We start from the raw sequence: 12,651 nt of genomic DNA, 5'->3' as shown, positions 1-12,651 counted from the left end.
CCCACCCCACAAAAGAGGGTGAGCCCATTCGCGCAAGCCGCCATCTAGATGCTCGCAACCACTATCCACAAATCAAACACCACACCCCACCACCAAAGCAGGGCAGCAACACAAACCCCCGAACCAACGCTCGAGAGCCGGCACCCACCCCCACAAGGGAGTGAGCCCGCGGGCCTGTTGCCTCAGGACCCAACAGTGTGTCTGGCAATCCTTCGCATCAACCGGTTTCCCTCCGGCCAACACACGTTTGTTGTGCACCAGACCCGCCCCCACTACAGAGACAGGCCATCTTCACGAATCGCTCAACTCACCGAACCCCACACGATGTGGGCGGGGCCAAGTCTCGTGGTGCTCCTTAGAAAGGAGGTGATCCAGCCGCACCTTCCGGTACGGCTACCTTGTTACGACTTCGTCCCAATCGCCGATCCCACCTTCGACGGCTCCCTCCCACAAGGGGTTAGGCCACCGGCTTCGGGTGTTACCGACTTTCATGACGTGACGGGCGGTGTGTACAAGGCCCGGGAACGTATTCACCGCAGCGTTGCTGATCTGCGATTACTAGCGACTCCGACTTCACGGGGTCGAGTTGCAGACCCCGATCCGAACTGAGACCGGCTTTGAAAGGATTCGCTCCACCTCACGGCATCGCAGCCCTTTGTACCGGCCATTGTAGCATGTGTGAAGCCCTGGACATAAGGGGCATGATGACTTGACGTCATCCCCACCTTCCTCCGAGTTGACCCCGGCAGTCTCACGAGTCCCCACCATAACGTGCTGGCAACATGAGACAAGGGTTGCGCTCGTTGCGGGACTTAACCCAACATCTCACGACACGAGCTGACGACAGCCATGCACCACCTGCACACAGGCCACAAGGGAACTGATATCTCTACCAGCGTCCTGTGCATGTCAAACCCAGGTAAGGTTCTTCGCGTTGCATCGAATTAATCCACATGCTCCGCCGCTTGTGCGGGCCCCCGTCAATTTCTTTGAGTTTTAGCCTTGCGGCCGTACTCCCCAGGCGGGGTACTTAATGCGTTAGCTACGGCACGGATCCCAAGGAAGGAAACCCACACCTAGTACCCACCGTTTACGGCGTGGACTACCAGGGTATCTAATCCTGTTCGCTCCCCACGCTTTCGCTCCTCAGCGTCAGTTACTGCCCAGAGACCCGCCTTCGCCACCGGTGTTCCTCCTGATATCTGCGCATTCCACCGCTACACCAGGAATTCCAGTCTCCCCTGCAGTACTCAAGTCTGCCCGTATCGCCCGCACGCCGAGGGTTAAGCCCCCGGTTTTCACGAACAACGCGACAAACCACCTACGAGCTCTTTACGCCCAGTAATTCCGGACAACGCTCGGACCCTACGTATTACCGCGGCTGCTGGCACGTAGTTGGCCGGTCCTTCTTCTGTAGGTACCGTCACTTGCGCTTCGTCCCTACTGAAAGAGGTTTACAACCCGAAGGCCGTCATCCCCCACGCGGCGTCGCTGCATCAGGCTTGCGCCCATTGTGCAATATTCCCCACTGCTGCCTCCCGTAGGAGTCTGGGCCGTATCTCAGTCCCAGTGTGGCCGGTCACCCTCTCAGGCCGGCTACCCGTCGTCGCCTTGGTGAGCCGTAACCTCACCAACAAGCTGATAGGCCGCGGGCCCATCCCACACCGCAAAAGCTTTCCCCCACCAGGCCATGCGACCAGCAGGGTGTATTCGGTATTAGACCCAGTTTCCCAGGCTTATCCCAAAGTGCAGGGCAGATCACCCACGTGTTACTCACCCGTTCGCCACTCGAGTACCCCGAAGGGCCTTTCCGTTCGACTTGCATGTGTTAAGCACGCCGCCAGCGTTCGTCCTGAGCCAGAATCAAACTCTCCAAACAAAACCCAAAAAGGCCATTCAGAAAAATCTGATCAAACAACAAGACACCAAAAACTGGCATCCAAAAACAACCACACCCCTAAACGGGAAAAAGAGGCGCGGCCAAAACAAAAACAACAAACAAAAACCACCAAACACACTATTGAGTTCTCAAACAACACACCCGCTGAGCAGGCAACCCCGATACTGTACTGCATTGTTTCGAGGAAGTCAACCAGGTTCCTCCCGGGCCTTTCGGCCGGGGGCCTTCGGTATGTCCGTTAGCTTACGCACAGGTTGCGCCGAAGCCAAAATCGCCTGGTCAGAGGCGTGACAACCGCGATTTCCGCGGCGTCAGACCGTCGGCGACTACACCACGCGCTCGATCTCGGCGCCCAGACTCTTCAGGTTCTCCACGAAGAGCGGGTAGCCGCGGTCGATGTGGAACACGTCGTGCACCTCGGTGTCGCCGTCGGCGACCAGACCAGCGAGCACCAGGCCGGCGCCGGCCCGTATGTCCGATGACCACACCGGGGCACTCGACAACTGCGGGATTCCGCGCACCACCGCATGGTGTCCGTCCGTGCGGGCATCCGCGCCGAGCCGGATCATCTCCTCGACGAAGCGGAATCTGGCCTCGAAGACGTTCTCCGTGATCATCGACGTGCCGTCGGCGATCGACGCGAGCCCGATGGCCATCGGTTGCAGATCGGTCGGGAATCCGGGGAACGGCAGGGTCGCGACGTTGACCGCCTTCGGCCGTTCGTACTGCACGACCCGGAACCCGTTGTCGTCCTGGGTGACGGTCGCCCCCGCGTCGTGCAGTTTGTGCAGGACCAACTGCAAATGCTGTGGGTCGACGCCGGTCACCGAGATGTCCCCTTGGGTCATCGCCGCGGCAATCCCCCACGTCGCGGCGACGATCCGGTCCCCGATCACCCGGTGTTCGGTCGGATAGAGCCGGTCCACGCCGGTGATCGTCAACGTCGACGATCCGGCGCCCACGACCTGGGCGCCCATCTGGTTGAGCATCGCGCACAGGTCGACGACGTCCGGTTCCCTGGCGGCGTTGTGGATCGTCGTCACCCCTTTGGCCAGCACCGCGGCCATCAGGATGTTCTCGGTCGCCCCGACCGACGGGAACTCCAGCTGGATCTCCGCGCCGTGCAGTTCGTCGGCCTCGGCGACCACGCAGCCGTGCTCGATGTTGCAGCGCGCACCGAGCTGGCGCAGACCGGCCTGGTGCATGTCCAGCGGGCGCGATCCGATCGCATCGCCGCCGGGCAACGCCACCCGGGCCCGCTTGCACCGCCCGACCAACGGGCCGAGCACGCAGACCGACGCCCGGAACTGGCGCACCGCGGCGAAGTCGGCGTCGTACTTCGGTTCGTCCGGGGAGGTGATGCGCACGACGTCACCGTCGAGCTCCACCGTGGCACCCAGGCCCCTGAGCACCTCGGCCATCAGCGGGACGTCGAGGATGTCGGGGCAGTTCGTGATCGTGCTCGTCCCCTCGGCCAACAGCGATGCGGCCATCAGTTTCAGCACGCTGTTCTTCGCTCCGCCCACCGCGACTTCGCCCGATAACCGGTTGCCGCCGGTCACCACGAATCGCTCGCTCACGCCGGTCAGTGTAAACAGCGGCTCCGGCCGTGTCAGTTTCCGAAAGTCCCCGTGCCTTCCGAAAAGGTCACCTGCCGGGCGCCTAGTACGGTTTGACCCATGGCAGTGCACCTGACCCGCATCTACACCCGCACCGGTGACGACGGGACCACGGGACTCAGCGACTTCAGCCGCGTGAGCAAGAACGACCCTCGCCTGATCGCCTACGCCGACTGTGACGAGACGAACGCCGCGATCGGCGTCGCGATCGCGCTCGGCGATCCGCCCGCGCGAATCGCGGCCGTGCTGCGCCAGGTCCAGAACGACCTCTTCGACGCGGGCGCGGACCTGTCCACCCCGGTCGCGGAGAACCCCGAGTACCCGCCGCTGCGGATCACGCAGCCCTACATCGACCGGCTCGAGTCCTGGTGCGACGAGTTCAACGAGCCGCTACCCGCGCTGACCTCGTTCGTCCTGCCGGGCGGGACACCGTTGTCGGCGCAGTTGCACGTCGCGCGCACGGTGGCGCGGCGTGCCGAGCGGTCGGCGTGGGAGGCGGTGGACGCGCACGGCGACACCATCAGCGTCCTGCCCGCGAAATACCTCAACCGGCTGTCGGATCTGCTGTTCATCCTGTCGCGCGCGGCCAATCCCGACGGCGACGTGCTCTGGAAACCCGGCACCGATCAGTAACTGCGGCGCCGGGCGCGCGGCGACGGCCGCGATTCGAGCCACGACAGGAATGCGGTGAGCGCTCCCCGATCGAGCGCGATCTCGTAACCGCGCCGACGCTCGGGGCTGGTGTCGCGCAGTTCGAGCACGACGATCTCGTGGGTCATGATGTCGAATTCGTCGCCGCGCGGACTGCGCCGGGACACGATCTCCAGACCCCGCCGGCTAAGCCGGCGATCGGGCCACCAGCGCAGGCTGGACAGCCGGTAGAAGCTGGCTTCGCCGCCGCGGTACCGCACGACCCCGTGCCGCCAACCGTGACCGCCGACTGCGGGCACGTCACGCAGGATCGCCGCAGTACCGCCGACCTGGCGCAGCTTCCACAGGCGGTAGGTCAGCGCGATGACGACAAGCAGCAGCACGCCGATGAGCGCGACCATGCTCCACATGGGCGCGCTCATCGGTACCGCTAGTCGATCTGGCCCAGCGCGCGCAGTCGCGCGCGGCCCCGGGCGGCCGTCGCCGGGTCGTCGGACTCGGAGTCGCGACGCGCCTCGTCGGCGTTGATCTCCGATTCCAGCTCGGCGGTCTCGGCGAGGATGATCACGCCGGACTCGGTCACGGACATGAAGCCGCCGCCGACCGCGACCCGCAGGTCTTCCTCACCCTCGCGTTCGACGCGCACCATCGCATCGTCGACGAGCTGAGCCACCAGCGGGATGTGCCGCGGCAGGATGCCGATCTCACCGGAGGTGGTGCGGGTGAAGACGAATGTCGCCTTACCCGACCAGATCTCCCGCTCGACGGCGACGATGTCTACGTCAAGGTCGGCCATCGTTAGGCGTCCTTGTCTGCGTCGTCGCCCTTGTCGTCAGCCTTGGAGTCGCCCTTGCCCTTGTCCTTCGAGTCGCTCGGAGGCGGGGCGCCATCGCTGCCGCCGTCGTCCATCTTGGCGCCCATGCTCTCGGCCTTGCGCTGCAGATCCTCGAGGCCGCCGATGAGGAAGAACGCCTGCTCGGGCAGGTGGTCGAAATCGCCCTTGCTCAGCTTGTCGAAGGCCTCGATGGTCTCCTTGAGCGGAACGGTCGAACCCGGCTGACCGGTGAACTGCTCGGCCGCCATCATGTTCTGGCTCAGGAAGCGCTCGATGCGGCGCGCGCGCTGCACGAGCTGCTTGTCCTCCTCCGCGAGCTCGTCGATACCGAGGATCGCGATGATGTCCTGGAGGTCCTTGTAGCGCTGCAGGATTCGGATGACTTCCTGGGCGACACGGTAGTGCTCGTCACCGACGACCGACGGGTCGAGGATGGTCGAGCTGGAGGCCAGCGGGTCCACCGCCGGGAAGATGCCCTTGGAGAACACCGAACGGCTCAGCTCCGTCGTCGCGTCGAGGTGCGCGAACGTGGTGGCCGGGGCCGGGTCGGTGTAGTCGTCGGCGGGCACGTACACGGCCTGCATCGAGGTGATGGAGCGACCACGGGTCGAGGTGATGCGTTCCTGGAGCTCACCCATCTCGTCGGCCAGGGTCGGCTGGTAGCCCACCGCCGACGGCATACGGCCGAGCAGCGTGGAGACCTCCGAACCGGCCTGGGTGAACCGGAAGATGTTGTCGATGAACAGCAGCACGTCCTGCTGCTTCTCGTCGCGGAAGTACTCCGCCATCGTCAGCGCCGACAGGGCGACGCGCATACGCGTGCCGGGCGGCTCGTCCATCTGGCCGAACACCAGGGCGGTGTCCTTGAGCACGTTCGCGTCGGCGAGCTCGACCCACAGGTCGTTGCCCTCACGGGTGCGCTCACCCACACCGGCGAACACCGAGGTGCCGCCGAAGTTGCGGGCGATGCGGTTGATCATCTCCTGGATGAGCACGGTCTTGCCCACACCGGCGCCACCGAACAGGGCGATCTTGCCGCCGCGGACGTAGGGGGTGAGCAGGTCGACGACCTTGAGGCCGGTCTCGAGCATCTCGGTACGCGGCTCGAGCTCGTCGAAGGCCGGCGGCTTGCGGTGGATGGACCACTTCTCGAAGTCCTTGCCGTAGCCGGGGTCGTCGAGGCAGGCACCCAGGGCGTTGAACACGTGGCCCTTGACGCCCTCGCCGACGGGCACCGAGATCGAGGCACCGGTGTCGGTGACGTCGACGCCGCGAACCAGGCCGTCGGTCGGCTGCATCGAGATGCAGCGCACCAGGCTGTCGCCGAGGTGCTGGGCGACCTCGAGGGTCAGCGTCTTGGCGAGGTCCTTGTAGGAGATCTCCGCGTGCAGTGCGTTGAACAGCTCCGGCACGGACCCGCGCGGGAACTCGACGTCGACGACAGGCCCGGTGACCCGCACGACGCGGCCGACGTTGTCGGTGCCGGTCTTCTCTTTTTGTTCGGTGGCAGCAGTCATTCTCTTATTCGCTTCCTGGCTCTATCGCTGGGCTTCAGGCCGGTTACTTCTTGGCGGCGTCCGCGAGCGCGTTCGCGCCACCGACGATCTCGCTGATTTCCTGGGTGATCTGGGACTGCCGCTCGCGGTTGGCCATCAGCGTCAGGTCCTTGATCAGGTCGTCGGCGTTGTCAGACGCCGACTTCATCGCGCGCCGGCGCGAAGCCGACTCCGACGCCGCCGCCTCGAGCATCGCGGCGAAGATGCGTGTCGACACGTACCGCGGGAGCAGGGCGTCGAACAGCGTCTCGGCACTCGGTTCGAAGGAGAACAGGGTGTGCGGTTCGTTCGTGTCTTCCTCGCTGTACTCCACCACCATCGGCGCGATCCGGCGGGCGATCGCGGACTGCGACAGCATCGACCGGAACTCGGTGAAGACGATGTGCAGTTCGTCGAGGCCGAGTATCCCGTCCGCCCCGGCGTCATCGCCCTCGTCGTCGACGCCGGCCATGAACGCCTTGACCAACGTCTCGCCGATCTCCTGAGCGTGCTCGTACTCGGGCCGCTCGGAGAAGCCGCTCCACGACTCGGTCACGTCCCAGTTACGGAAGCTGTAGTAGGACAGTGCCTTTCGGCCGACCACATACAGGACGGGCTCCTTGCCCTCTTCGCGCAGGAGCGAGAACAGCTCTTCGGACCGGCGGAACACGTTGGCGTTGTACGCACCGGCCAACCCGCGGTCCGAGGACACGACCAGCACCCCGGCGCGCCGCGGATTCTCGCGCTGCACGAGCAGCGGATGGTCCAGGGCGCTGGCGGTGGCGAGTTCGGTCAGCATGTTGGTGATCTCGCGGTCGTAGGGCCGAGCCGCCTCGACTCGGGCCTGCGCCTTGGCGATACGCGAGGTCGCGATCATCTCCTGGGCCTTGGTGATCTTCTTGATCGACCCGGCGGAGCGGATGCGGCCGCGCAGTTCGCGCAGTGTGGCAGCCATGGGTTATGAGCGCCTTACTTCTTCTTCGGGGCGGGCTTGCGGACCTTCACCGATTCCTTCTCGACGTCGTCCTCGGACATGGCCTCGACGTTCTCGTCCGGAACCACGGACTCACCGGAGGTGGTCTCGAAGCCCTTCTTGAACTCGTTGACCACATCGGTCAGCGTCTTCTCGAGTTCGTCGGAGAGCTTCTTGCTCTCGCGGATCTCGGTGAAGATCTCCTCCTTGGACGAACGGACGTGTTCGAGCAGCTCCTGCTCGAAACGCTGCACGTCCTCGACCGGCACCGTGTCGAGGTGACCCCTGGTGCCGAGGAAGATCGCGACGACCTGCTCCTCGACGGGCATCGGGCTGTTCTGCGGCTGCTTGAGCAGCTCGACCAGCCGGGCGCCGCGGTCCAGCTGCGCCTTCGACGTCGCATCCAGGTCGGAGGCGAACGCCGCGAACGACTCCAGCTCGCGGTACTGGGACAGATCCAGTCGCAGTGAGCCCGCCACCTCTTTCATCGCCTTGATCTGCGCGGCGCCACCCACACGCGACACCGAGACGCCGACGTTGATGGCGGGACGCACACCCTGGTTGAACAGGTCGGTCTCCAGGAAGCACTGCCCGTCGGTGATCGAGATGACGTTGGTCGGGATGTAGGCCGAGATGTCGTTGGCCTTCGTCTCGATCAGCGGCAATCCGGTCATCGAGCCGCCGCCGAGTTCGTCGGACAGCTTCGCGCAGCGTTCCAGCAACCGCGAGTGCAGGTAGAACACGTCGCCGGGGAAGGCTTCGCGGCCCGGCGGGCGGCGCAGCAGCAGCGAGATCGCGCGGTAGGCCTCGGCGTGCTTGGTCAGATCGTCGAACACGATCAAGACGTGCTTGCCGTCGTACATCCAGTGCTGGGCGATCGCCGAACCGGTGTAGGGCGCAAGCCATTTGAAGCCGGCCGAATCCGATGCGGGCGCCGCGACGATGGTGGTGTAGTCCATCGCGCCGCCCTCTTCGAGCGTGCGGCGCACGCTGGCGATCGTGGTGCCCTTCTGGCCGATCGCGACGTACACGCAGCGCACCTGCTGGTTCGGGTCGCCCGTCTCCCAGTTCTGCCGCTGGTTGAGGATCGTGTCGACGCAGACCGCGGTCTTGCCGGTCTTGCGGTCACCGATGATCAGCTGGCGCTGGCCGCGGCCGATCGGGGTCTGCGAGTCGATCGCCTTGATACCGGTCTGCAGCGGCTCGCTCACGCCCTGGCGCTGCACCACCGAGGGCGCCTGCAGCTCGAGCGCACGACGATCGGTGGTCTCGATCTCTCCGCGGCCGTCGATCGGCTGACCGAGCGGGTTGACCACGCGGCCGAGGTAACCGTCACCCACCGGCACCGACAGCACCTCGCCGGTGCGCTTGACCTGCTGGCCCTCTTCGATCTTCTCGAAGTCACCGAGGATGACCGCACCGATGCTGTGCTCGTCGAGGTTGAGCGCGACACCCAGGACACCGCCGGGGAACTCGAGCAGCTCCTGCGTCATCACCGAGGGCAGGCCCTCGACGTGCGCGATACCGTCACCGGCGTCGATGACGGTGCCGATCTCTTCCCGCTCGGTGTCGGTGGCGAAGTTGGCGACGTAGTCCTCGATCGCCCCTTGGATGTCAGCAGCCGAGATAGTCAACTCTGCCATGGGTTCGTCTTCCTGCCTTTGTGTTGAGTCTGGTGGGGTTCGGAGTTAGTCGGGCAGCTGGGTTTCAGCCGAAGCCAGCCGCGAAGCCAGTGACCCGTCGATCACCTCGTCGCCCACGGCGATGGTGAGGCCGCCGAGCATGTCGGGATCGATGTGCAGCTGCAGGGATGCCGGGCGACCGTAGATCCGGCCGAGCACCTCGGCGAGCCGGGTGCGCTGTGCATCGCTGAGCTCCGCCGCGGCGTTGACGTGCGCCACGACCTCGCCGCGCCGCGCCACCGCGAGCTCGGCCAGTTCGCGAACCGCCTCGTCGGCGCGTTCGCCGCGCAGGAGCTCGACCGTCTGGGCCAACAGCGCCCTGGTGGTCTCGCCCGCCCGGTCGCCGAGCAGCCGGTCCAGCAGTCCGATCCGGCCGTCGACGGGGGTGGTGTAGTCGCTGAGCACCCCGCTCAGCCGCGACTCGGAGTCCAGGATCCGGCTGAACCGGAACAGCTGGTCCTCGACCTCACTGGTCTCGTCGTTGCGCTCCGCACGCACCAGCAGTGCCAGCCGCGCGGTGTGCCGGACGGCGTAGTCCAGATCGGATTCGTCTGACCACCGTTGGGCCACTGCGGCTTTGACGACCTCGAGCGCGGTGTCGGAGATCTTGCCCGACAGCACCGCTTCCGCGAGGTTCGCCTTCCCCTCGCCGTCCTCGGTGGGTTCACCGAAGTGCTTGCCCAGGACCGGTTCGGTCTTGAGCAGCTTCGCCACGGCGGCGAGCTCGTCACCGAGTGAGGTCAGACCGTCGGCGTCGACGTCGGCGGTCAGCTCGTCGAACCGCGACACCAGCGCCTTGAGTGACTCCCGGCTGGTCGAGCGCATCCGGGATCCCACGGCGTCGTCGAGCGTGGCGTCCGAGGGCGCCATGGCGTCGAGTTCGTCGAGGAATCGGTCCACGGTCGCCGACCGGTTGTCGTCGTCGGAGACGTGATCGCGGACCAGTTCGCGGGCCCGGGCCACCGACTCGGTGCCGAGGTGCGAACGGAGTTCGCGGATCAGCTGCTGGCGCAGCAGCTGCACCTGCGCCTGCCCCTGCACCTTGATGCGCTCGACCTCGGCGTCGGCCTGTGCACGCATCTGCTCGGCGATCTTCTCCGCGTCCGAACGGGCCTCTTCGACCACCCGCCTGGCATCGGCCTTGGCCTCTTCGACCGCCTTGGCGTGCTGCTGATCCGCCTGCGCCACCTTGTTCGCCGCGGTCGAGCTCTCCTCGAGCTGACGGCGCACCGTCTCCTGCTGCGCGGTCATCATGCGCCGCACCGGCGGCACCACGAAACGCACGAGCAGGAACACGATGACCGCGAACCCGACGAGCTGCCCGATGAATGTCGACATGCGCTACCGTCCCTGGCTCGTCGCGGCGGCGCTGGAGATGTCGACCCCGAGGACGCGGCTGGCCAGGGTGGCCGACAACGTCTCGATCGACGACTGCAGTTCGGCCGCGGTCTGCTGGCCCTGACGGGACAGCTCTTCGTTGGTCTTCTGCAGAGTGGCCGCCGACTCCGCGCTGGCGCGGGATCGCATGTCCTCGAGGATCTTGCGACCCTCGCCGCGGGCCTCGTCCCGGATGCCCGAGGCCTCACGACGCGCCTTGGCCATCACCTGCTGGGAGTCGCCCTGTGCGGCGGCGAACAGATCGGCCGCCTTGCGGTTGTCCTCAACCGTCTTGGTGACCATTGCTTCGCGCTCTTGCAGCACCTTGCTGATCGGGGGCACCACCCACTTGGCGATGACGCCCAACACGATCAGGAAGATGAGCAGCACGAAGAAGAAGGTGCCGTTGGGGACGAGGAAGTTACCGCCCCCGCCTTCTTCCGCGGCCAAGATGGTCGTGCTCAGGTCACCCATGACTGAAGATTCCAAACTGACTAAGCGACCGGGGTTGCGAAGACGAACAGCGCCATGAACGCCAGGTTGATGAAGTACGCGGCCTCCACCAGACCGACCGTGATGAAGAACGGCGTGAACAGGCGACCCTGGGCCTCCGGCTGGCGGGCGATACCGGCGATCAGCGCGTTACCGGCGATACCGTCACCGATACCGGCACCGATCGCACCGCCGGCCATGATGAGTCCACCGCCGATGAGCGCGCCGGCAGCGATTGTGGGATCCATTCCTTATCCTCCTTGATATCTGGTAGTCGCCTACCAGGACGTGGGTCGAGCGTTGGATTCGAGCGGGTCGTGCTGGTCAGATGTCCGGTCAGTCGTGGTGGTCGTCGAGCTCCATCGACTGGCTGAAGTACAGGATGGTCAGCAGCGCGAAGATGAACGCCTGGATCGCGCCGACGAAGAGGTCGAAGCTCTTCCAGATCGCGTTAGGCGCCCACATGATCCACGGCGGGAACAGCGCGATCAGGGCGACCAGGATGCCGCCGGCGAAGATGTTGCCGAAGAGTCGCAGTGACAGCGAGATCGGCTTGGCCAGTTCCTCGACCAGGTTGATCGGGGCGAGGATCGCGACGTGGCCCTTCAGCAGCTTCTTCGGGTGGCCGAGCAGGCCACGGCGCCAGAACCCGGCGGCGTGGTAGGCGATGAACACAAACAGCGCCAGCGCCAGCACGAAGTTGATGTCCGAGGCCGCCGGCTTGAGCAGCTCGTGGATGCCGGTCTCGTCGGAGTACTGGACGGGCAGCACCGACAGCCAGTTGGCGATCAGGATGAACGCGAACAGCGTGACGGCCAGCGGGAGCACGAAACCGGCCACCCGCATCCCGATGGCGCTCTCGATCTGATTGCGCATCTGCACCGTCAGCGCTTCCCAGAACAGCTGAACGCCGTTGGGCACCCCGGTCGACGTCACCTTGGCGCGCAGGAAGAACGCCAGCCCGAGCACGATCGCGGCCGCGATCGCGGTGGACAGGATCGTGTCGGTGTTGACCGTCAGCCCGAACCAGTTGGCCTCCGTGTGGTGGCCGACCTGAATACCGCTCTCGGCGGCGAGGAACGTCTGCGTCATTGCTGTGGAGTCTCTCCTTCGAGTCCGTCAGCGGCCTGGGCTTTGAGTTTCTTGACCACCGGCAAAGTCGTGGACGCCACCAGGATCACCTGGAACAGCGCCATGCCGAACACCACGCCGAGCCCCTGGGGCTTGAAGACGTAGGCGATGGTCAGGCCGATCACGGTCATGATCAGCAGTCGGGTGGCCGAGTTCAGGGCCATGTTGCGTTTGAGGGGATGGTCCTTCGAGGTGATCGACTCGACCGAACGCTGGATCATCACGGCGTTGGCCAGACCGAGTCCGAGGCCGATCGCGAAGAACAGACCCACCATCGGGACGCCGAGCAGTGCCGCGGCGACGGCCGCGACGGCGGCCAGAGCAACACAGATGACGAGCAGACGGACAGGCCGGAAGGCCACTGCCGGCAACACCAACGGCGCGTCCTGCGCTGGCGTCGTCACTGCTTCACCTCGATCCGCGGTTCGTGGGGGCACCCGGTCTGATTCCTGTGAG

Annotated in this window: 12 protein-coding genes and 1 rRNA gene; 1 reads left to right on the top strand and 12 read right to left on the bottom strand. The window is 65.4% G+C overall.

Annotation, left to right across the window (positions count from 1 at the left end):
• Window positions 1–359: 359 nt before the first annotated feature.
• Window positions 360–1,879, bottom strand: a 16S ribosomal RNA gene (locus G6N49_RS03685).
• A gap of 347 nt (window positions 1,880–2,226) precedes the next feature.
• Complete coding sequence (gene murA / locus G6N49_RS03680) at window positions 2,227–3,480, bottom strand: UDP-N-acetylglucosamine 1-carboxyvinyltransferase (protein ID WP_011561252.1); 1,254 nt, start codon at window positions 3,478–3,480, stop codon at window positions 2,227–2,229.
• 99 nt (window positions 3,481–3,579) lie between these two features.
• On the opposite strand from murA, the gene G6N49_RS03675 reads away from it, so the two are divergent.
• Window positions 3,580–4,152, top strand: coding sequence for a cob(I)yrinic acid a,c-diamide adenosyltransferase (locus G6N49_RS03675; protein WP_011856333.1), 573 nt, complete (start codon window positions 3,580–3,582; stop codon window positions 4,150–4,152).
• Here the strand turns inward: G6N49_RS03675 and G6N49_RS03670 are convergent.
• From G6N49_RS03670 to G6N49_RS03625, 10 genes are all read right to left on the bottom strand, one after another.
• Window positions 4,146–4,592, bottom strand: coding sequence for a DUF2550 domain-containing protein (locus tag G6N49_RS03670; RefSeq protein WP_011561254.1), 447 nt, complete (start codon window positions 4,590–4,592; stop codon window positions 4,146–4,148). The two genes, G6N49_RS03675 and G6N49_RS03670, sit on opposite strands and share 7 nt — an antisense overlap.
• An 8-nt stretch (window positions 4,593–4,600) precedes the next feature.
• Window positions 4,601–4,966 (bottom strand): F0F1 ATP synthase subunit epsilon, encoded by a 366-nt coding sequence (locus G6N49_RS03665; protein ID WP_011561255.1) that lies wholly within the window; start codon window positions 4,964–4,966, stop codon window positions 4,601–4,603.
• A 2-nt stretch (window positions 4,967–4,968) separates the two neighbouring features.
• Window positions 4,969–6,522 (bottom strand): F0F1 ATP synthase subunit beta, encoded by a 1,554-nt coding sequence (gene atpD / locus G6N49_RS03660; RefSeq protein ID WP_011856334.1) that lies wholly within the window; start codon window positions 6,520–6,522, stop codon window positions 4,969–4,971.
• Window positions 6,523–6,565: 43 nt separating this feature from the next.
• Window positions 6,566–7,495 (bottom strand): F0F1 ATP synthase subunit gamma, encoded by a 930-nt coding sequence (locus G6N49_RS03655; protein WP_011561257.1) that lies wholly within the window; start codon window positions 7,493–7,495, stop codon window positions 6,566–6,568.
• 14 nt (window positions 7,496–7,509) lie between these two features.
• Window positions 7,510–9,156, bottom strand: coding sequence for a F0F1 ATP synthase subunit alpha (gene atpA / locus G6N49_RS03650; protein WP_011561258.1), 1,647 nt, complete (start codon window positions 9,154–9,156; stop codon window positions 7,510–7,512).
• 45 nt (window positions 9,157–9,201) lie between these two features.
• Window positions 9,202–10,533, bottom strand: coding sequence for a F0F1 ATP synthase subunit B/delta (locus G6N49_RS03645; protein ID WP_083045387.1), 1,332 nt, complete (start codon window positions 10,531–10,533; stop codon window positions 9,202–9,204).
• Window positions 10,534–10,536: 3 nt separating this feature from the next.
• Window positions 10,537–11,046 carry a F0F1 ATP synthase subunit B gene (locus G6N49_RS03640; RefSeq protein WP_011561260.1) on the bottom strand — a complete coding sequence of 170 codons (510 nt, stop codon included), beginning with the start codon at window positions 11,044–11,046 and terminating at the stop codon, window positions 10,537–10,539.
• A 20-nt stretch (window positions 11,047–11,066) separates the two neighbouring features.
• Window positions 11,067–11,312, bottom strand: a complete 246-nt coding sequence (locus G6N49_RS03635) for a F0F1 ATP synthase subunit C (RefSeq protein ID WP_011561261.1) — start codon at window positions 11,310–11,312, stop codon at window positions 11,067–11,069.
• An 88-nt stretch (window positions 11,313–11,400) separates the two neighbouring features.
• Window positions 11,401–12,156 (bottom strand): F0F1 ATP synthase subunit A, encoded by a 756-nt coding sequence (gene atpB, locus G6N49_RS03630; protein ID WP_011561262.1) that lies wholly within the window; start codon window positions 12,154–12,156, stop codon window positions 11,401–11,403.
• On the bottom strand, window positions 12,153–12,599 hold the full coding sequence (locus tag G6N49_RS03625; RefSeq protein WP_011561263.1) for an ATP synthase subunit I: 447 nt from the start codon (window positions 12,597–12,599) through the stop codon (window positions 12,153–12,155). The genes atpB and G6N49_RS03625 overlap by 4 nt, the downstream gene beginning before the upstream one ends.
• Window positions 12,600–12,651: the final 52 nt, after the last annotated feature.

The organism is Mycolicibacterium monacense (genome assembly GCF_010731575.1).
GTDB classification, from domain to species: Bacteria; Actinomycetota; Actinomycetes; order Mycobacteriales; family Mycobacteriaceae; genus Mycobacterium; species Mycobacterium monacense.
This window is presented reverse-complemented; position numbering and strand designations above follow the sequence as displayed.